Here is a 20211-nt window from a genome sequence, read left to right on the forward strand (position 1 = left end):
GTTGCGCCCCCATCCCCATGGGCGCAACCGGGCCACCGACCAGGTCGATACTGGCACGACGCGCTACTCCCCAGCGCAACGCCGCACCCCCTGTACCCGTTAGGTCAACTACGTCCCGCAGCGCCTTGCGCGTCGCTTGGCTCGATGCGCAGCTGCTTGCGGGCCGCCATTGTGCAGGCCGTTTACGACAAGTCCATTGATCCTGATCAAGCGCATTCATATTTGTGCGCTGCATCTCACTTTACCGACGGGTTGTTGACACCCTCTGCACCTACACCGCCGATTTCAGCACATTCGTCACGCTCCAATAACGAATCTGCGCAAGATCCCGTCCCGACTTGCCGATCTTTTGACGGTCAGCTGTAGCCGCCGTGCACCGGGTTGTGGCTGCGTGCGGCCATGACCAGCCCGAACCCGGCCAGCAGCGATACCGCCGAGGTGCCGCCGTAGCTGATCAGCGGCATCGGCACGCCCACCACCGGCAGCAGGCCCGAGATCATGCCGCCGTTGACCAGCACGTAGACGAAGAAGGCCAGGCCGGTGGCGCCGGCCAACAGGCGCGAATAGGAGTCACGCGACTGCGAGGCGATCCACAGGCAGCGCCCGATCACCACCAGGTACAGGAACAGCACCAGCGCCACGCCGATCCAGCCGAACTCCTCGCTGAGCACGGAGAAGGCAAAGTCGGTGGTCTGTTCGGGAATGAAGTTCAGGTGCGACTGCGAGCCCTGCCCCCAGCCCTTGCCGTCGAAACCGCCCGAACCAATGGCGATCTTGGACTGGATGATGTTCCAGCCGGCACCCAGCGCATCCATCTCCGGGTCCAGGAACATCATGATGCGGTCCTTCTGGTACGGCCGCAGCAGCCAGATCCAGGCCACCGGCGCGGCAGCAGCCACGCCGCCCACCGCCACGCCCACCCACCACCACGGCAGGCCGGCCAGCAGCAGCACGAACGCACCGCTGGCGGCGATCAGCACGCCGGTACCGAAGTCCGGCTGCAGCATCACCAGCCCGGTGGGCACGCCGATGATCACCGCACTGACCATCACCGTGGAGAAACGCGGCGGCAACGGCATGCGGTGCAGGTACCAGGCCACCATCATCGGCAGGCTGACCTTGAGCAGCTCGGCCGGCTGCAGGTAGAACAGTTTCAGGTCCAGCCACTGGCGGCCGTACTTGCCGGTGCCGAGCACGAACACGGCCAGCAGCGGAATCATCGACACCGCATAGATCAGCGGGGTGGCCGAGCGGATGCGCAGGATCGGCATGCGCGAAATCGCCCACATCGCGCCCAGCCCGACCACGAAGCGCGCGCCCTGGGCGAACACCAGCGAATCGCCGCCGGCGCTCTTGAGCACGGCAAGGCCGATCAGCATCAGCGCGCCCAACGCCAGGCACAGCACCCAGTCCAGGGTGCTGCAGAAGCGCACGACCATGTCGCTGGCCCAGCGCAGGAAATCCTTCATCGGCTGCGCTCCGGCGGGGCGGGGGGTTGGGCGGCCGGCGCCAGCGGCGCGCCGGGTGCGGGTGCAGGCGCGGGAACCGGTTCGGGCAGGCCGACCAGCACCGGCAGCGATTCCAGCACGGCGGCAGCGGCATCGCCGGCCTCGCGTGCGGCGCTGTCGCCTTCGAATGCGGTGATGCCGATCGCGGTGGTGCCGCGCAGGCTGTCCAGCGGCTCCATGCCTTCGGGCATCTTGCCCAGCAGCCACGCGTCGAACAGCTTGCGCGCGATCGGTGCGGCCGCCGAACCGCCGTAACCGCCGCCTTCGACGGCAATGGCCAGCACGATCACCGGGTTCTCGGCCGGGGCAAAGCCCACGAACAGCGAGCGGTGGCGCAGGTGCATCGGCAGGCTCTTGGGGTTCACCGCCGCGGTGCCGCGCCGGCTGATCACCTGCGCGGTGCCCGTCTTGCCGGCAATGGTGTACGGCGCTCCGGCCGCCGCGCGCGCGCCGCTGCCGCCCGGGCGCATGGTGCCCATCATGCCTTCGCGCACGGCCTGCAGGTTGCCCGGGCTGGGGCTGACCGGCTTGCTGGTGCCGGCCGGCGTGGGCACCCAGTCCGCGTCGAAGCTCGCGCGCTGCTGCATCACCAGGTGCGGAGTGCGCAGCTGGCCGTCGGCAATGCCGCCCACGCCGTGCACCAGCTGCAGCGGGGTGACCTTCCAGTCGCCCTGGCCGATGCTGACGTTGACGGTATCGCCGGGATACCAGCGTTCCTTGCGCGCCTTGTACTTGTTCTGCGGCGAGGGCAGGATGCCGCCGATCTCGCCGGTGAGATCGATGCCGGTGGGCTCGCCGAAGCCGTAATAACCCATGTAGTGGTCGAAGCGCTCGATGCCCAGGTCCAGCGCCAGCTTGTAGTAATAGGTGTTGACCGACTGGGTGATCGACTTGCGCAGGTCGGTCCAGCCGTGGCCGCCACGGTTGGCATCACCCCAGCCACGCGAGGTGCCCGGCAGGTAGAACATGCCGGTGGAGAGGATCTTGTCCTCGGGCTTGCGCACGCCGCTGTCCAGGCCGGCCAGGCCGATCAGCGGCTTGATCGTCGAACCCGGCGCCACGCCACCCAGCACCAGGCGGTTGAACTGCGGCCGCGAGGGGTTGTCGTTGAGGGCCTTGAAGTCGGCATGCGAGATGCCGTTGACGAACAGGTTCGGGTCGTACGACGGCAGGCTGACCATGGCCAGGATCTCGCCGGTGCGCGGATCCATCGCCACGGCGGCGCCGTCGAACTCGCCGAAGGCCGCCACCATGGCGCGCTGCAGGTCGGCATCGATGGACAGGCGCAGGTCGTTGCCCGATTGCGCGGCGACCCGGCCGATGGTGCGGATGGCCCGGCCCTGCACGTTGGTTTCAACCTGTTCGTAGCCGACCTTGCCGCGCAGCTGCTGCTCGTAATAGCGCTCCAGGCCGGACTTGCCGATATGGGTCAGCGCCGCATTGCCCTCGCCCAGCGTTTCCAGGTCCTTGTCATCGACCCGGCCGACGTAGCCGATGATGTGCGCGAACAGGTCGCCGTAGGGGTAGCGGCGGGTCAGGTAGGGTTCCAGCTCCACGCCGGGATAACGCCAGCGGTCTACCGCGAAGCGCGCCATTTCCTCGTCGGTGACGCGCAGCTTGAGCGTCACCGGCAGGAAGCTGCGGCGCGCCTTGCGCGATTTGTTGAAGGTTTCCAAGTCTTCCGGGGTGATGCTCAGGATCTTCGCCAGCCCGGCCAGGGTGGCATCCATGTCCTTGACCTTGTCCGGGGTGATGTCCAGCCGGAACGCGGGCACGTTCTCGGCCAGCAGCCGCCCGTTGCGGTCATAGATCATGCCGCGCCCGGGAACCACCGGCCGCGGCTTGATGCGGTTGGCTTCCGAGCGCGTGGCGTAGGTATCGTGGTCCAGCACCTGCAGCTTGAAGTACCAGCCGCCCAGCCCGACCAGGCAGACCAGCACGCCGAGGAAGCCCAGCGCGGCGCGGCGCCGGAACTGTTCGGCTTCGGCGCGCGGATTCTTGGCCTGGCGGCGCACGTACATGTCAGCGCCCGCGACGTCCGAAGCGGACTGCGTCGAGCAGCACGAACACCAGCGGCCACAGCCCCATGCCCAGCAGCGGCGCCCACCAGTACGACCACGGCAGGGTCGGCTCGCCCACGGCGATGTGGACCACGGCGCTGACGATGCGGTCGTTGAACAGCAGCCCGCCGATGGCCAGCACCTGCTGGGACATCGGGAAGAAGCGGATGCGCGCGCGGAAGCGCTGCAGGATGAAGGTGAGCATCACCAGCCGCAGCGCCTGTTCGCCCAGCACGCCGCCGTAGAGCAGGTCGGCGATCACGCCGCAGCTGAAGGCCACGCCCAGCCCGACCCGGTCCGGCGCTTCGATCACCCAGTACGCCAGCACCAGCGCCAGCCAGTACGGGCGCAGCGGCTGCAGCAGCGCCGGCAACGGCAGCAGGCCGAGCAGCAGGGCCAGCACGATGCTGACCGGGAGCACCCAGGGTTTGTCGCGCAGGCGGCTCATGGGGTGGGCCCCGTCGGGGATGGCTGGGGTGCGGGTTGGGTCGGTGTCGCCGGCGCCGAAGGCGCAGGAGCCGCCGCGGGCCCGCCAGCGGCTTCGGACAGTTGCAGGTTCGGCGGCACCCGGATTGCTGCGCCTGGGCGCAGCAACAGGACGTCGCGGCCGCGGTCGAGCTGGGCGGCCGGCTTGAGTTCGCCGACCAGGAAGGCGTGGGTGTCGTCGGGGCGCAGGGCGGTGATCTTGCCCACCGGGAAGCCGGCCGGGAAACGGCCGCCGAGGCCGGAGGTGACGATCTCGTCGCCCACTTCCACCCCGGCGCTGAGCGGAATATCGCGCAGTTCCAGGCTGTCGCCGCGCCCGTAGACGATCAGGCGCACGCCGTTGCGGGCCACGGTGACCGGCACCGCGTGGTCCGGGTCGGTCAGCAGCAGCACCGTGGCATTGCTGCCGGTGGTGGCGATCACCTGCCCCATCAGGCCGCCAGCGTCGATCACCGCCTGCCCCATGTGCACGCCATCGCGGGTACCGGCGGCCAGCACCAGGCGCTGCCGGACCGGGTCCAGGTCGATGTCCAGGATCGGCGCCAGCTGCACGTCCAGCCCGCTGCGCTCGGCCACGTTGAGCAGTTCGCGCAGCTGCGCGTTGTCCAGCGCGGCGGTCTGCAGCCGGGTCAGGCGCGCGTTGGCGATCAGCAGCTGGTTGCGCAGCTCGCGGTTTTCATCGACCAGCTGGCCGTGGCTGGCCGCATTGTCCTTGACCTGGGTGCCGAGGCGGCCCGGCAGGCCGGCCAGCGCCCACACCGGCTGCACCAGCACGTTGGCCTGGGCGCGCGCGCGCGCCAGCCAGCCGGCCTGGTCGTCGAGCACGATCAGGGTGATGGCCAGGGCCAGGTAGGCGAGCAGCCGCAGTGGGCTGCTGGCATCACCCTGGCGGGAGGCTACGGGAGGACCGGCGTAGGGCGGCACGACTGGCTTCGACTGGACAAGATGGAAAGGGAGCGCGGTGCCGCCGGGTAAGGCTTACTCCGGCGCAAAGAACTCGTTGCCGTGCATGTCCACCAGCTCCAGCGCACGACCGCCACCGCGGGCCACGCAGGTGAGCGGGTCGTCGGCCACCTGCACGTGCAGGCCGGTTTCCTCGGAGATCAGGCGGTCCAGGTCGCGCAGCAGGGCGCCGCCACCGGTGAGCACGATGCCGCGCTCGGCGACGTCGGCGCACAGTTCCGGCGGGGTCTGCTCCAGCGCCAGCTTGACCGCGCTGACGATGCCCGACAGCGGCTCGTGCAGGGCTTCGAGCACTTCGTTGGAGTTGATCTTGATCATCTTCGGCACGCCCTCGGCGAGGTTCCTGCCGGAGATTTCCATCTCGATGACCTCGGCCTGCGGGTAGGCGCAGCCCAGCTCGACCTTGATCCGCTCGGCGGTGGCTTCACCGATCAGCATGCCGTGGTTGCGGCGCACGTAGTTGGTGATCGACTCGTCGAAGCGGTCGCCGCCGATGCGCACCGAGGCCGAATAGACGATGCCGTTCAGCGAGATCACGGCCACTTCGGTGGTGCCGCCGCCGATGTCGATGACCATCGAGCCACGGGCTTCGGTGACCGGCATGCCGGCGCCGATCGCGGCCGCCATCGGCTCTTCGATCAGGAACACGTCGCGGGCACCGGCTTCTTCAGCCGATTCCTTGATGGCGCGGCGCTCGACCTGGGTCGAACCGGCCGGCACGCAGACCAGCACGCGGGGGCTCGGGCGCAGGAAGCGCGACTTGTGCACCTTCTTGATGAAGTGCTTGAGCATCGCCTCGGTGTAGGTGAAGTCGGCGATGACGCCATCCTTCATCGGGCGGATGGTGGTGATGTGGCCCGGGGTACGGCCCAGCATCTGCTTGGCTTCGGCGCCGACGGCGGCCACCGAGCGGGTGCCACCGATTGCACGGTCCTGGCGTACGGCCACGACCGACGGTTCGTTCAGCACGATCCCCTGCCCGCGCACGTAGATGAGGGTATTGGCCGTGCCCAGGTCGATGGACAGGTCATTGGAGAACATGCCACGCAGTTTCTTGAACATCTGGGAGTTGATCCTGAGGGGTGTCGCGCCCAACGCGGGATGGCGAAAAATTGGGCAGAATTCGAGGTCGACAAGCCTAGCAATCCCCCTGTGCGCGAGCAAGGAGAAATGTCCGTCAAAGCCAGCCTTGGCGGCCATTCAGCCCAATCCGGACAGCCGGGGTTCTGGCCCTGCGGCGCCGCACCCGTTAACCTTTGCGCCATTGGGCGCCTCAGGGCGCCGTTTCGTTGCCCGCCTGCCGGGCCTCAAACCCCTTCCGCATAGGCCTTAATCGATGTCCGCTTTGATCTGTGGTTCTCTTGCCTTCGACACCATCATGGTGTTCCCGGACCAGTTCAAGAATCACATCCTGCCGGACAAGGTGCACATCCTGAACGTGTCGTTCCTGGTGCCGCGCATGCGCCGCGAGTTCGGCGGCTGCGCCGGCAACATCGCCTACAACCTTCACCTGCTGGGCGGCGAGCCGATCCCGATGGGCACGGTGGGCTCGGACTTCGGCCCGTACCGCGAGTATTTCCAGGGCCTGGGCATCGACCTGAGCCGGATCAAGGTGATCGACGAGCTGTTCACCCCGCAGGCGTTCATCACCACCGACCACGACAACAACCAGATCACCGCCTTCCACCCGGGCGCGATGATGCGGTCCTACGAGAACCATGTGAAGGACGTGCCGGGGGTGACCCTGGGCCTGGTCGGCCCGGACGGCCGCGAGGGCATGATCCAGAACTCGCAGGAGTTCTTCGAGGCCGGCGTGCCGTTCATCTTCGACCCGGGCCAGGCCATGCCGCTGTTCAACGGCCCGGAGCTGCGCACCTTCATCGAGCAGGCCGACTACGTGGTGGTCAACGACTACGAGTCCAACCTGCTGCAGGAGCGCACCGGCTGGGACGAAAAGGAGATCGTGAGCCGGGTCAAGGCCTACATCACCACCCGCGGCCCCAAGGGCGCGGTCATCCACACCCCGGAAAAGACCTACGACATCCCGCCGGCGCACGAGCGCCGCGTGGTCGACCCGACCGGCTGTGGCGACGCCTTCCGCGCCGGCCTGATCTACGGCATCGAGAAGGGCTACGACTGGCTGACCATCGGCCGCATGGGCAACCTGATGGGCGCGCTGAAGGTGGAGCACCCGGGCACGCAGAACCAGCGCTTCACCTTCGAAGAGTTCAATGAGCAATTCAAACAGCAGTTCGGTTACGCCCTTTCGGCGTAACCGAATCCCCCGCGCCGTCCGTACCGACCAACGGTCGGTACCTACCGCGGACACGCGAGGTCGGTAGGTGTCGACCGTTGGTCGGCACTTTGCCTCACCGCTCGGTTAATTCCACCAATTCGGCATGCGGCTGGCGTCTACGCCGCCGGTTTCGAAGATGGCGGTGCGGGTGCCGCCGGCCTTGACCGGGAATTCGATGGTGATGGTCTTGGCCTTGCGGGCCAGTTTCCAGAGCGCCTTCTGGTCGGTGATGAACATGGCGATGGCCTCGTCGGTCTTCGGGCGCCAGGCCGCCATGGAGATCGGCTTGCCGTCGTCCACCGTCACCTTCACCGTGCACTGCGGGCAGCGGAAATCACCGGCCTGCAGCACCAGGTAGGCGTGGCGCTTCCACTCGGGGTGGTCGCGGAAGATCAGCTGCACCGGCTTGGGGCCGCTGCCGTCCACGTCCACCCGCTCCTTGCTGTAGATCGAGGCCGAGACCTGGTTGCCCTTGCTGCCCACCGGCACCTGGTTGTACTGCCACAGGCCCTGCATGCGGCGCAGTTCGCGCGAGGTTTCGGCCTTGGCCTTGACCTCGGCGTAGCCGGGCTCGATCCGCGCGGCCACGTCGGTGTCCTTGTACTGGTCCAGCAGCGAACCGCCATGGATGCGTGCACGCTCCCAATCCTGCGCGGCCACGGCCATGTCGTACTGCTTGGCCACGCCTTCGGCCTTTTCTTCCTGCTGCGCCTTGGCGGCAGCGGTCGCGGCTTCCTGCGCCTTGCGCTCTTCTTCCGGGTTGCTGCAGGCAGCCAGGGCGAGCGCACAGGTGGCGGCAAGGATCAGTCGTTTCATTACGGGCTCCAGGTGTCAGCGAGGACGCCAGCGGGCGTCACCTGCCTACTTTAACAATGAAAAACGGCGGGGTTTCCCCCGCCGTTCCTGATAAACGCAGTGCTGGCGATTACTTGCCGGCGCTTGCCTTGTCCAGCATGTCCTGCACCGATGCGGTGGTGATCGGGTGGTAGCTGGGCTTGGCCTTTTCGAAGGCCGCCTTGGCGAACGCCAGGCCTTCCGGGGTCTTCACCAGTTCGGCGTAGATCGGCAGGATCAGCTTGCGGCGGCCAACGCGTTCGATGAAGGCACCGGCGGCCTCATTGGCCTCCAGGTAACCGCTGCGGATCGCCAGCGGGTACCAGCGCATCGCGATTTCGCCATTGGCGGTGCCGGTGAACTTGTACGCCTGGTCCAGCGCGGCCAGCTTGTCCACGGGCAGGGTCTTGCCCATGCCGTCGATGAAGTGCACCCACTCCTGGGTGCCCCACTCGCTGGTGATCTGCGCGCTCGGCAGCTTGCCGCTGCCCTGCCACGCAATGCGTGCGGTATCGACGATGGAGAAGTTGCGCGAACGCGCCTTGGTGGCGAACGCCGGAATGCCCGGCTCGTCCAGCCATGCCTTCAGTTCGGCGTCGGTGACCGCGCCGGGCTTCTTGGACAGCAGGTTCTTCTTCAGGTACTCGACGAACTGGTCGGTGTTGGCGCTCTGGAACGCATGGTCATCGAACCAGCCACGCAGGAACGGATCGAACACTTCACGGCCGAAGCGCTGTTCAAGGAACTGCAGGAACCACGAGCCCTTGACGTAGGCCACGTTGCTCAGCGCCTCGTCCGGGTCGCGCTCGGTCAGCGGCGGCAGGGCCAGGGCCTGGTCGGCCGGGCTCATGTCCTTGACCTCGGCCAGCAGGTCGTTCTGGTCGATCTCGCGCTCCATCTCGGCCATTTCCTGGCCATACAGCGCTTCGGTGATGCGGCCCTGCACGTAGGTGGTGAAGCCTTCGTTGAGCCAGATGTCCTTCCAGCTGGAGTTGGTCACCAGGTTGCCCGACCAGCTGTGCGCCAGCTCATGGGCCACCAGCGAGACCAGCGACTTGTCGCCCACGATCACGGTCGGGGTGGCGAAGGTCAGGCGCGGGTTTTCCATGCCGCCGAACGGGAACGACGGCGGCAGCACCAGCATGTCGTAGCGGCCCCAGCGGTATTCGCCATAGAGCTTCTCGGCGGCACCGATCATCTTCTCGGTGTCTTCGAACTCCTTGGCGGCCTTGCCGACCATGGTCGGTTCGGCCCAGACGCCGGAACGGCCGGAGATCGGCTCGAACACCAGGTCGCCAGCCGCGATGGCCAGCAGGTAGGACGGGATCGGCTGCGGCATCTTGAAGGTGTAATCACCGTCACGCGCGGCCTTGGGGTCGTTGTCGGCGCTCATCAGCACCATCACGTCCGGGCGCGAGGCCACGTGCGCGCTGTAGGTGAAGCGCACGCTCGGCGTGTCCTGCAGCGGCACCCACGAACGCGCGTGGATGGCCTGGGACTGGCTGAACATGAAGGGCAGCTGCTTGCCTTCGGTCATCGACGGCTCCAGCCACTGCAGGCCCGAGGCGGTCGGCGCGGTGTGGTAGGTCACCAGCACCTTGCCCGGCTGTTCCGGGGCTTCGATGGTCAGCTTGCTGCCGAACACCTTGTCGGCCGGCGCCAGCACGAACTGCAGCGGCGCGGTGGTGCCATCGGCGGCGACGGCTTCCACCTTCTCGATGGTCAGTTCGCGGGTGTCCAGCACCAGCTGCTTGGCCGCCTTGTCCTTCCACTCCAGGGTGTAGGTGGCGGTGCCGCCGATCTGCTTGCTGTCGAAATCCAGCTTCAGGTCCAGGCCCAGGTCCTTGATGACGACCTTGTCCGGTTCGGCGTAGGAACTTTCATCGTGGCTGCGGTTGACGGCTTTCACGGCAGTGTCGGCGCTCGGCTGGGCGGCGGGGGCCGCGGTCGGGGCGGCGGGCTCTTTGGAGCAGCCGGCGGCAAGCGCGACGGCCAGGGGAATCAGCAGGAACGGGGATCGCATGAATCGGGACCGATCAGGGTGAAACCGCCAGTTTACCCCTCTCCACGGCCCGTTCCCCATTCAGTCTGTTTCACACAGCAGGCGGGCACCGCCCGCCGCCTTGGCCCGGTACATGGCGGCATCGGCGCGCCGGTACAGTTCGCGCAGGTCCTCCCCCGGCCGGTAGCCTGCCCCACCCGCGCTGGCGCTCAGCGGCGGGTCGGCCGCGTCGCCCGGCACGGCCAGCCGCTCCAGCCACTCGCGCAGCCGCCGGCAGGCGACCTCGTGGCTGTCGTGCACCGCCAGCAGGAATTCATCCCCGCCCCAGCGCCCGATCCAGTCGCCGGGCTGCAGCCACTGCCGCGCCGACACCACCAGCCGCACCAGCACCTGGTCGCCGGCCAGGTGGCCGTGCGCGTCGTTGATGGGCTTGAGGTTGTCCAGGTCGACCACGAACAGGGTCAGCGGCTGCCGCCGCGCCTGCGCCTGGCGGGCCGAATCGGCCAGTGCCTGTTCGCAGCCCCGCCGGTTCAGCGCCTGGGTGAGCGGGTCCATCAACACGCTGCGGCGCAGGTCGCGCAGGCCGGCATCCACCCCGTGCAGGCTGCGGTTGATCCCGCGCAGCAGGCGCCGATTTCATCGTGGCCGAGGTCCGGCAGGTGCGGCAGGCGCTGTTCGTCGTAATACGCCTCCAGCGCCTCGGCGGCCTGGCGCAGCGGCGCCATCAGCCGGTACAGCGCCATCATCGCCATGCCGGTGCCGACCAGGGTGGCGCCCAGTACCACGCCCACCACGGCCCACATGGTCTCCTGCTGGTAGCGGCCACTGAAGGCCATCCACAGCAGCAGCACCAGCAGCGGCACATGCACGCCGATGAACACGACCGTCATCAGCTTGGCGCTGAACGAACGGGGAAACACGCGGGCCAGGCCGCGGTAGAGACGCATGGCAGGCCCTCTCTGACAGCCTGCCTGCAGTGTGGCCGAGCTCCCTCAGCGGGAACCGGACCGGTGTCTCAAACCTTGTAGCCGGAGTGGATCGAGACGATGCCGCCGGTCAGGTTCTTGTAATGGCAGCGCGCGAAACCGGCCTCGCCCATCATGGTCTTGAGCTGTTCCTGCGGCGGGTGCTTGCGGATGCTCTCGGCCAGGTACTGGTAGCTGTCGCCGTCACGGGCGAACAGCTGGCCCAGCTTGGGCAGGATCTTGAACGAGTGGAAATCGTAGATCGGCTTGAACCAGTCGGCGGTGACTTCGGAGAACTCCAGCACCCGCGCCTGGCCGCCCACCTTGAGCACGCGGTACATCTCGCGCAGGGCGGCGTCCTTGTCGGTCACGTTGCGCAGGCCGAAGGCGATGGTCACCAGGTCGAAGCTGGCATCCGGGAACGGCAGCGCCTCGGCGTTGCACTGGACGAAATCCAGGCCGGCCACCAGGCCGCGGTTGGTCAGGCGGTCGCGGCCCACGGTGAGCATGCCGGCATTGATGTCGCCGACCACCACCTGGCCATCGTCGCCCACGCGCTCCTTGAGCAGCGCGGCGATGTCGCCGGTACCGCCGGCCAGGTCGAGCACGCTGTCACCCGGCTTCACCTGCGCGGTGGCTACGTAGTAGCGCTTCCACGCCCGGTGGATGCCCAGGCTCATCAGGTCGTTCATCAGGTCGTAGTTGCGCGCGACCGAGGTGAACACTTCGCCCACCAGCTTCTGCTTGTCCTTGGCGGCGACATCGCGGAAGCCGAAATGGGTGGTGCCAGTCTTGTAGGGGGATTCGCTCATGGCCCCGATTATCGCACCGCTGGCCGGCCGGCGGCACCTTATGATGGCCCCTTCAGTTGAACGGACCGCCCATGATCACCACCCCCGACTACGCCGCCCTGCTTGAAACCGCCATCGCCGAAGCCCGCCAGGGCCTGGCCGAGGGCGGCATCCCCATTGGCGCGGCGCTGTACCACAACGACGGCCGCCTGCTCGGCTGCGGCCACAACCGCCGGGTCCAGGAAGGCGACCCGTCCGTGCACGGTGAGACCGATGCGTTCCGCAAGGCCGGCCGCCAGCGCCGCTACCAGGACACCATCATGGTCACCACCCTGGCCCCCTGCTGGTACTGCAGCGGGCTGGTGCGCCAGTTCAACATCGGCACGGTGGTGGTGGGTGAATCGGTCACCTTCCAGGGCGGCATCGACTGGCTGCGCGAAAACGGCGTGCAGGTGATCGACATGCAGAGCCAGGAATGCATCGACCTGCTGGGCGGATTCATCTCGGCCCATCCCGAGGTGTGGAACGAAGACATCGGCGAGTAAGCGCCGGTTCCTGCGCAGCCACGCAGCAGAACAGGCTAAATGCGCCGCACCGTCCGCGGGCGGCGCAGCGCGGTCATGAATGCTTCAGTTCAGTCGGGCCGCGCGCACGCCCACTGCACATCGCCGTGACGCGGCATGCACCGGGTTTTACGCACTATCAGGTTGCCTTTCCATTCCTTCCTTTCGAATCGAAGCAACCATGTCTTCCGTCCCGCTTTCCATCCCGGCCGTGATCAACGTCGAGGCCGAGGTCAACCACTGGCGCCAGAAGCATCAGGACGGCGATCTGCCATCAGCGTCGTTCGGGCACTACATCCCTTGGATCAAGTTCGCCTGCGATTCGCTGATCACCCATCCCAAGGCAACCGACGAAGAACGCGAGCAGGCCTTCCAGACCCACTATGCAGGCCAGATCATGGCGAAGCTGAGTCCGGACGAAGCACGGACGTTCGTCGAACAGGTGTGGGAACACGTCTACCTGATGAGCCAGCATGACGAGAATGCACGTCCCCGCCTGAGCGCCCGCGCCTGAGCGACGGCTGCACGGCGCCTACACGGGGCGCCTGCCATTGATGGGTTCCGAACCACTATTCCGCCGCCCATGAAACTTCGCAGCGTGTTCAACCTGGTCGCCAAGAAGGCGTCCTATGCGGCGGGTACGGCGTGGACCTTCCTCGGTGCGGTCAGCATCGTGCTGATCTGGGCCCTGAGCGGGCCCGTATTCAAGTTCAACGACACCTGGCAACTGGTGATCAACACCGGCACCACCATCATCACCTTCCTGATGGTGTTCCTGATCCAGCACAGCCAGAACGCCGACACCGCCGCGATCCAGATCAAGCTCGACGAGCTGATCCGGGTGACCGCGGAGGCCAACAACGAACTGCTGGACCTGGAAGAGCTGGACGAGGAGCGGCTGGAGGAAATCCGCCGCACCTACGAACAGATGGCGCGCGATGCGACAAAAGCCTTGGACAAAGTACGGTCGGAAAAGCCGAACGGGTAAGCACCGCCCTGCGTGGCTGCCTCGGATTCCCTTACCGCGCGGCAACGTCCCCGCGTTCATACCACCCACCGCCCAGCACCTTGTACAGGGCCACCTGGTTGGACAACCGGTTCAACTGCGTGGTCACCAGCGACTGCCGTGCGGTGTACGCCGTGCGCCGCGCATCCAGCAGGGTCAGGAAGCTGTCCAGCCCCGCGTCATAACGCGCCTGCGACAGCGTCCGCGCCTGCTCCGCCGCGGCCACCAGCGACTGCTGCGAAGACAGCTGCGCATCCAGGCTGTCGTTGAGCGCCAGTGCATCGGCGGCCTCGCGGAAGCCGGACTGGATCGCCTTCTCGTACTGCGCCAGCGCGATATCGCGGTTGGCATTGGCCACGCCCAGCCCGGCGCGCAGCTTGCCGCCCTGGAAGATCGGCAGGTTCAGCGTGGGCATGAAGCTCCACGCGCGGGTGCCCGAGTCGAACAACCCCGACAGTTCCGACGAGGTGGACCCGACGCTGCCGGTGAGGCTGATCGACGGGAAGAACGCCGCGCGCGCCGCACCGATGTTGGCGTTGGCCGCCAGCAGCGTGTGCTCGGCCGCCATCACGTCCGGGCGGCGCAGCAACACCTCACCCGGCACACCCGCCGGCACCGCACGCACGGCGGCCACGTCGGTGGCTTCGCTGTCGGGCAGCAAGGCCTCGTCGATCGGGCCACCGGCCAGCAGCGCCAGCGCGTTGCGGTCCTGTGCGACCTGGCCCTGGTAGCGGGCCACGTCGGTGCGCGCGGTTTCCACCAGCGTACGGGTCTGGCTCAGCTCCAGCGCCGAGGCGCCACCAAGCTGGTGCCGCGCCTCGCTCAGGCGCAGCGAATCCTCGTAGGTGGCCAGGGTGGCCTCGGCGATCTTCAGCTGCTCGCTGTCGGCACCCAGGGTCAACCACGCATTGGCCACTTCGGCCACCAGCGACAGCTGCGCGTTGCGGCGGTTGGCCGCCTCGGCGAAGTACTGCTGCAGCGCCGCCTGGCTGAGGTTGCGCACGCGGCCGAACAGGTCCAGCTCGAACTCGACCACTCCGAGGTTGGCACTGAACTGCTCGGTGACCGGCACATCGCCGCCGCTGCGGGTCATCTGCCCCTGCACGCCGACGGCGGGAACCCTATCGGCGCGCTGGATGCGGTACTGCGCACGCGCCTTGTCCACGTTGAGGATGGCCACGCGCAGGTCGCGGTTGTTGTCCAGCGACTGGGCGATGAGCGACTGCAGGCGCTCGTCGACGAAGTAATCGCGCCACCCGATGTCGGCCACCTCCACCGCCGCAGCGGTGGAGGTGGTGGCCGGCCACTGCGCCGGGATCGCCGGGGCGACCTCGGTGCTGCGCGGCTCGAGCATGGCGCAACCGGAGAGGGCGGCGGTCATGGCCAGGGCAAGCAGAGCCTTATTCATGGGTATCACCTTCGTTGGCGTTCGTCCCGACCAACGGTCGGGACCCACCGTTTTTGGCGCCGCGGTTGAACAGCTTCTGCACCACGACGAAGAACAACGGGATGAAGAACAGGCCCAGCACGGTGCCGACGATCATGCCGCCCAGCACGCCGGTGCCGATCGCACGCTGCGCACCCGAACCGGCGCCCGAGGCGATGGCCAGCGGCAGCACGCCCAGGCCGAATGCCAGCGAGGTCATGATGATCGGCCGCAGGCGGTCGCGTACCGCGTGCATGGTGGCTTCCAGCACGCCCACGCCCTTCTCCATGTTTTCCTTGGCGAACTCCACGATCAGGATCGCGTTCTTGCTGGTCAGGCCCACCGTGGTCAGCATCGCCACCTGGAAGTAGATGTCGCGCTCCATGCCACGCATGGTGTTGGCCAGCACCGCACCCAGGATGCCCAGCGGCGCCACCAGCAGCACCGAGGTCGGCACGCTCCAGCTTTCATACAGCGCGGCCAGGCACAGGAACACGATCAGCAGCGACAGCGTGTACAGCAGCGGCGTCTGCGAACCGGCCTGGCGCTCCTGGTAGGACAGCGCGGTCCATTCGATCTCGAAGCCCGGCGGCAGGTCCTTGGCGATGCGTTCGATTTCGGCCATGGCATCGCCCGAGGCCACGCCCGGTGCGGGTTCGCCCTGGATCTCCATCGCCGACACGCCGTTGTAGCGCTCCAGGCGCGGCGAACCGTAGTCCCAGCGCTTGGAGGCGAAGGCACTGAACGGCACCATCTCACCGGCGTTGTTCTTCACCGACCACAGGTTGAAGTCGTCCGGGTTCATGCGGAACTGCGCATCGGACTGCACGTAGACGCGCTTGACCCGGCCCCGGTCGATGAAGTCATCGATGTAGCTGCTGCCCCACGCGGCCGCCAGGGTGCTGTTGATCGAGCTGGTCGACAGGCCCAGCGCATTGGCCTTTTCCACGTCCACGTCGATGCGCAGCTGCGGGGTATCTTCCTGGCCGTTCGGGCGCACGTTGGCCAGCAGCTTGCTCTGCCCGGCGCCGCCGAGCAGCTGGTTGCGCGCGTTGAGCAGGGCCTCGTGGCCCTGGCCGCTGTTGTCCTTCAGGAAGAAGGTGTAGCCCGAGCCGATGCCCAGCTCCGGCATGGCCGGCGGCGGGAAGGCGAAGATGAAGGCATCCTTGATCTGGCCCAGTGCGGCCATCGCGCGCCCGGTGATCGGGCCCACGCCCTGGTCGGCATCGCGCTCCTTCCAGTCCTTGAGCTTGATGAAGGACATGCCCGCGTTCTGGCCCATGCCGGCGAAGCTGAATCCCTGCACCGAGAACACCGATTCGACCGCTTCGGTTTCGTTCTTCAGGAAGTGGTCTTCCAGCTTGTACATCGCCTCCAACGTGCGTTCCTGGGTAGCGCCGACCGGGGTCTGCACCAGCGCCATCAGGATGCCCTGGTCTTCATTGGGCAGGAACGAGCTGGGCAGGCGCGCGAACAGCACGCCCATGGCCACGGCCAGCGCCACGAAGATGGCCATGAAGCGCCACGGGCGGGCCAGGATGCCCTTGACCCCGCGCTGGTAGGTTTCGCTGGAGCGGTCGAAGCCGCGGTTGAAGCCGCCGAAGAAGCGCCCGGCCAGGCCCTTGTGTGCCACGTGGTGCTCGCCCTTCTTCAGCGGCTTGAGCATGGTGGCGCACAGCGCCGGGGTGAGCACGATGGCGACCAGCACCGACAGCGCCATCGCCGAGACGATCGTGGCCGAGAACTGCCGGTAGATGACGCCGGTGGAGCCGCTCATGAAGGCCATCGGCACGAACACCGCCGACAGCACCAGGCCGATGCCGACCAGCGCGCCGGTGATCTGGCTCATCGACTTGCGGGTGGCCTCCAGCGGCGACAACCCTTCTTCGGACATGATGCGTTCGACGTTCTCCACCACCACGATGGCATCGTCCACCAGCAAGCCGATCGCCAGCACCATGGCGAACATGGTGAGCATGTTGATCGAGAAGCCCAGCGCGGCCAGGATGCCGAACGTGCCCAGCAGCACCACCGGTACGGCGATGGTGGGGATCAGGGTGGCGCGGAAGTTCTGCAGGAACAGGTACATCACCACGAACACCAGCACGATGGCTTCGATCAGGGTCTTGATGACGCCCTTGATCGAGACCTGCACGAACGGGGTGGTGTCATACGGCACCACCGATTCCAGCCCGGCCGGGAAGTTTTCCTTCAGGTCGTCCAGCGCGGCACGCACCCCGTTGGCGGTATCCAGCGCGTTGGCGCCGGTGGCCAGGGTGATCGCGATACCGGTGGAGGGCTTGCCGTTGTAGCGGGTCACGAAGTCGTAGGTTTCCGCACCGAGTTCGACCCGGGCGACATCGCCCAGGCGCAGCTCGCTTCCATCGGTGCCGCCGCGGACCAGGATGTTGCGGAACTGTTCCGGGGTCTGCAGGCGGTCCTGGGCGTTGATGGTGGCGTTGAGCTGCTGGCCCTTCACCGACGGCGCGCCGCCGAGCTGGCCGATGGCCACCTGGGCGTTCTGTGCGGTGATCGCCGCGGTCACTTCCTCCACCGACAGCTTGTAGGTGTGCAGCTTGTTGGGGTCCAGCCAGATGCGCATGGCGTACTTGCCGCCGAACACCTGGATGTTGCCCACGCCCGGCACGCGGCTGAGCGGGTCGACGACATTGGAGCCGACATAGTCGGAAATGTCGTTGGCATCCATGCTCGAATCATTCGAGACGAAGCCGATCACCTGCAGGAAGCCGCTGCTGGACTTGGCTACGTTGATGCCCTGGCGCTGCACTTCCTGCGGCAGCAGCGGCATGGCCAGCTGCAGCTTGTTCTGCACCTGGACCTGGGCGATGTCCGGGTCGGTGCCGCTCTCGAAGGTCAGGGTGATGGTGGCCTGGCCGTTGGCCGAGCTGTTGGAGGAGAAGTAGATCAGGCCATCGATGCCCTTCATGTTCTGCTCGATGATCTGGGTCACCGAGTCCTCGACCACCTTGGCCGATGCGCCCGGGTAGGTGGCGCTGATCTCGACGGCGGGCGGTGCCACTTCCGGGTACATCGACACCGGCAGCTTGAGCACCGCCAGCGCACCGGCGAGCATGATGATGATCGCAATCACCCACGCGAAGATGGGGCGATCAATGAAATAACGAGCCATGGAATTCTCCGCTTACTGCTTGGCGGCCGCGGCCGCCGGCGCTGCCGGCTTGGCCGGCGCGGCGCCCATCTCGGTGGCCTGCACGGGCATGCCCGGCTGGATCTTCTGCAGGCCTTCAACGATGACCTTGTCGCCGGGCTTCAGGCCATCTTCGACCAGCCACTTGCTGCCCAGGGCGCGGCTGACCTTGACCGGACGCACTTCGACCTTGTTGTCCTTGCCGACCACCATGGCGCTGGTGTCGCCCTTGGCGTCGCGGGCGATGCCCTGCATGGGCACCAGCAGCGCGTCGTCGCGCACGCCACTGCCCACGACCGCACGCACGTACATGCCGGGCATCAGGACCTGGTCGGGATTGGCGACCTTGACCCGCAGCGCGTAGCTGCCAGTGGTGGGGTCGACGCTGACTTCGGAGAATTCCAGGGTGCCCTTGTGGTCGAACGCGGTACCGTCGTCGAGCAGCACGGTCACCGGCAGGCTCTGGTTGTCCTGCAGGCGGCCGCTGGCCAGTTCGCGGCGCAGCTGCAGCAGTTCGCTGGCCGACTGGGTCAGGTCGACGTAGATCGGGTCGAGCTGCTGCACGGTGGCCAGTGCGTCGGCCTGGCCGGCGCTGACCAGCGCGCCCTGGGTGACGCTGGACTTGCCGATGCGGCCGCTGATCGGTGCGGTGATGCGGGCAAAGCCCAAGGTGACGTTGGCGGCGTCCAAGGCGGCCTTGGCGGCGCCGACATCGGCTTCGGCCTGCTTCTGGGCGGCGACGGCGTTTTCCAGGTCCTGCTGGCTGACCGCATCGACCTTGGCCAGCTCGGTGATGCGCTTGGCGCTGAGGCGGGCGGCGTTGGCGGTGGCTTCGGCGCGGGCCAGCTGGGCGCGGGCGCTGTTGGCCTCGGCGCGGTAGCTGGCGTCATCCACCTGGTACAGCGGCTGGCCGGCGTTGACCAGGCCGCCTTCGGTGAACAGCCGCTTGGCGACGATGCCACTCACCTGCGGGCGCACTTCGGCGACCAGGAAAGCATTGGTACGGCCGGGCAGCTCGCGGGTGAGGCCGACCTGTTCGGCCTTCAGGGTGGCCACGGTGACCTGCCCCGGCCCGCCCTGCGGACCCTCCCCACCTCCCCCGCCACAGGCGGACACGGTCAGGGCGATCGCGAGGGACAGCGCGAGAAGACGGTACGGGGTACGGGACATGGGGAGGCTCGCAGCGAGAACGGGAAAGGGGGTGGCCGGGCCCGCGCGGGTACGCGCACGCCTCACCGGATAGCAGTGGGGCGTAAATATACATACATGCATGTTTGTTTGTAAACGGGTACAATTCAGGCCGGTTTCATCCAGCACGTGCACACAGCGCCATGGCCAGAAAAACCAAAGAAGCGGCGCAGGCCACCCGGGAAGGCATCCTGGATGCGGCCCAGAGCTGTTTCCACGAATTCGGGGTCGCCAACACCAGCCTGGCGATGATCGGCGAGCGCGCGGGCTATACCCGCGGCGCGGTGTATTGGCATTTCAAGAACAAGACCGAAGTGCTGACGGCGATGATCGACCGCGAGCGGGTACCGTTCATCGAGCGCCTGCGGCGGACGACTTCGTCACGGCGCAACACGCCGGTGCTGGACCTGCGCTCGGCGTTGCTGGTCTCGTTCCAGGAACTGGCCACGGACGAGCGGCTGCGCAACATGATGGAGATCATGCTGCGCAACGATCTTTCGGTGGAAAGCCAGGCCATGCAGCAGCTGCAGCTGGAGGCGTCGCGTGAGGAGCTGGGCATTTTCGCAGCCGCCTTCCAGCGTGCGGCCTCGCTGGGCCAGCTGCGCCCGGGCGTGGACGTGGACACGGTGGCACGCATCGTCAGCACCAGCCTGACTGGCGTGCTGTACAGCGCGATGCTGGAACCGGAATTGTTCGAGCTCCAGCGAGATGGCCAGCAGACGCTGGACGCGATCTTCGGTGCGTTCGTGATGCCGGGTGTGTTCACCCCGGGTGCGCCGCCTACTGCGTTGCCGACTGACGACGAGGTTTGATTCGGCCGCACGGTTCCAGAGCAGCGTTTCGATTTTTCCGTGCTGGGGAGGCCGACGGGCAGCCCCGCTCCGGGACACGCCGTAAACCCATCCATGGGGGCTTGGCAAAAACATCCATGTTTTTGACAGTCCCTCCGGGGGC

At 67.1% G+C, this 20211-nt stretch carries 16 protein-coding genes and 1 pseudogene; 5 read left to right on the forward strand and 12 right to left on the reverse strand.

Annotated features, from left to right (window positions below; all coding sequences use genetic code 11):
* Positions 1 to 356: 356 nt before the first annotated feature.
* From rodA to QMX79_RS13565, 5 genes are read right to left on the reverse strand one after another with little or no spacing between them, the layout of a single operon-like run.
* The gene (gene rodA / locus QMX79_RS13545; protein WP_282247215.1) at positions 357 to 1469 is read right to left on the reverse strand and encodes a rod shape-determining protein RodA; all 1113 of its coding nucleotides are present in this window, start codon (positions 1467 to 1469) and stop codon (positions 357 to 359) included.
* Positions 1466 to 3529: a penicillin-binding protein 2 gene (gene mrdA, locus QMX79_RS13550; protein WP_282247216.1), complete on the reverse strand. Its 2064-nt coding sequence runs from the start codon at positions 3527 to 3529 to the stop codon at positions 1466 to 1468. Before mrdA ends, rodA begins: the two co-directional genes overlap by 4 nt.
* Before the next feature lies 1 nt (position 3530).
* Positions 3531 to 4016 (reverse strand): rod shape-determining protein MreD, encoded by a 486-nt coding sequence (mreD, locus tag QMX79_RS13555; RefSeq protein ID WP_282247217.1) that lies wholly within the window; start codon positions 4014 to 4016, stop codon positions 3531 to 3533.
* Positions 4013 to 4978 (reverse strand): rod shape-determining protein MreC, encoded by a 966-nt coding sequence (gene mreC / locus QMX79_RS13560; protein WP_282247218.1) that lies wholly within the window; start codon positions 4976 to 4978, stop codon positions 4013 to 4015. The genes mreD and mreC overlap by 4 nt, the downstream gene beginning before the upstream one ends.
* 54 nt (positions 4979 to 5032) lie before the next feature.
* On the reverse strand, positions 5033 to 6079 hold the full coding sequence (locus tag QMX79_RS13565) for a rod shape-determining protein (RefSeq protein WP_038686189.1): 1047 nt from the start codon (positions 6077 to 6079) through the stop codon (positions 5033 to 5035).
* A 274-nt stretch (positions 6080 to 6353) separates the two neighbouring features.
* Between QMX79_RS13565 and QMX79_RS13570 the strand changes: the two genes are divergently transcribed.
* Complete coding sequence (locus QMX79_RS13570; protein WP_282247219.1) at positions 6354 to 7292, forward strand: carbohydrate kinase family protein; 939 nt, start codon at positions 6354 to 6356, stop codon at positions 7290 to 7292.
* A 105-nt stretch (positions 7293 to 7397) separates the two neighbouring features.
* Here QMX79_RS13570 and QMX79_RS13575 read toward each other — a convergent pair whose 3' ends face one another.
* The 4 genes and pseudogenes from QMX79_RS13575 to ubiE all read right to left on the reverse strand — a co-directional run bounded on the left by QMX79_RS13575 (position 7398) and on the right by ubiE (position 11926).
* Positions 7398 to 8129, reverse strand: a complete 732-nt coding sequence (locus tag QMX79_RS13575) for a hypothetical protein (RefSeq protein ID WP_282247220.1) — start codon at positions 8127 to 8129, stop codon at positions 7398 to 7400.
* Between the two features lie 109 nt (positions 8130 to 8238).
* Positions 8239 to 10170 carry a M1 family metallopeptidase gene (locus QMX79_RS13580; protein WP_282247221.1) on the reverse strand — a complete coding sequence of 644 codons (1932 nt, stop codon included), beginning with the start codon at positions 10168 to 10170 and terminating at the stop codon, positions 8239 to 8241.
* 60 nt (positions 10171 to 10230) lie between these two features.
* Positions 10231 to 11096: pseudogene (locus QMX79_RS13585) on the reverse strand (GGDEF domain-containing protein).
* 68 nt (positions 11097 to 11164) lie between these two features.
* Complete coding sequence (gene ubiE / locus QMX79_RS13590; protein WP_068854053.1) at positions 11165 to 11926, reverse strand: bifunctional demethylmenaquinone methyltransferase/2-methoxy-6-polyprenyl-1,4-benzoquinol methylase UbiE; 762 nt, start codon at positions 11924 to 11926, stop codon at positions 11165 to 11167.
* A 71-nt stretch (positions 11927 to 11997) separates the two neighbouring features.
* On the opposite strand from ubiE, the gene QMX79_RS13595 reads away from it, so the two are divergent.
* The 3 genes from QMX79_RS13595 to QMX79_RS13605 all read left to right on the forward strand — a co-directional run bounded on the left by QMX79_RS13595 (position 11998) and on the right by QMX79_RS13605 (position 13456).
* On the forward strand, positions 11998 to 12450 hold the full coding sequence (locus QMX79_RS13595) for a nucleoside deaminase (protein ID WP_068854054.1): 453 nt from the start codon (positions 11998 to 12000) through the stop codon (positions 12448 to 12450).
* Positions 12451 to 12649: 199 nt separating this feature from the next.
* Positions 12650 to 12982, forward strand: a complete 333-nt coding sequence (locus QMX79_RS13600; RefSeq protein WP_282247222.1) for a hypothetical protein — start codon at positions 12650 to 12652, stop codon at positions 12980 to 12982.
* A gap of 69 nt (positions 12983 to 13051) precedes the next feature.
* The gene (locus tag QMX79_RS13605; protein WP_282247223.1) at positions 13052 to 13456 is read left to right on the forward strand and encodes a low affinity iron permease family protein; all 405 of its coding nucleotides are present in this window, start codon (positions 13052 to 13054) and stop codon (positions 13454 to 13456) included.
* Between the two features lie 31 nt (positions 13457 to 13487).
* On the opposite strand, the gene QMX79_RS13610 is transcribed toward QMX79_RS13605, so the two are convergent.
* From QMX79_RS13610 to smeD, 3 genes are read right to left on the reverse strand one after another with little or no spacing between them, the layout of a single operon-like run.
* Positions 13488 to 14882, reverse strand: a complete 1395-nt coding sequence (locus QMX79_RS13610; protein WP_282247224.1) for an efflux transporter outer membrane subunit — start codon at positions 14880 to 14882, stop codon at positions 13488 to 13490.
* On the reverse strand, positions 14875 to 18051 hold the full coding sequence (gene smeE, locus QMX79_RS13615; protein WP_282247225.1) for a multidrug efflux RND transporter permease subunit SmeE: 3177 nt from the start codon (positions 18049 to 18051) through the stop codon (positions 14875 to 14877). The genes QMX79_RS13610 and smeE overlap by 8 nt, the downstream gene beginning before the upstream one ends.
* A 12-nt stretch (positions 18052 to 18063) precedes the next feature.
* Entirely contained in the window at positions 18064 to 19239 is a 1176-nt protein-coding gene (gene smeD / locus QMX79_RS13620; RefSeq protein ID WP_282247226.1) for a multidrug efflux RND transporter periplasmic adaptor subunit SmeD, read from the reverse strand.
* Between the two features lie 161 nt (positions 19240 to 19400).
* Between smeD and QMX79_RS13625 the strand changes: the two genes are divergently transcribed.
* Positions 19401 to 20069 carry a TetR family transcriptional regulator gene (locus QMX79_RS13625; protein WP_282247227.1) on the forward strand — a complete coding sequence of 223 codons (669 nt, stop codon included), beginning with the start codon at positions 19401 to 19403 and terminating at the stop codon, positions 20067 to 20069.
* Positions 20070 to 20211: the final 142 nt, after the last annotated feature.

It is taken from the genome of Stenotrophomonas sp. PS02300, from assembly GCF_029959395.1.
GTDB classification, from domain to species: domain Bacteria; phylum Pseudomonadota; class Gammaproteobacteria; order Xanthomonadales; family Xanthomonadaceae; genus Stenotrophomonas; species Stenotrophomonas maltophilia_AD.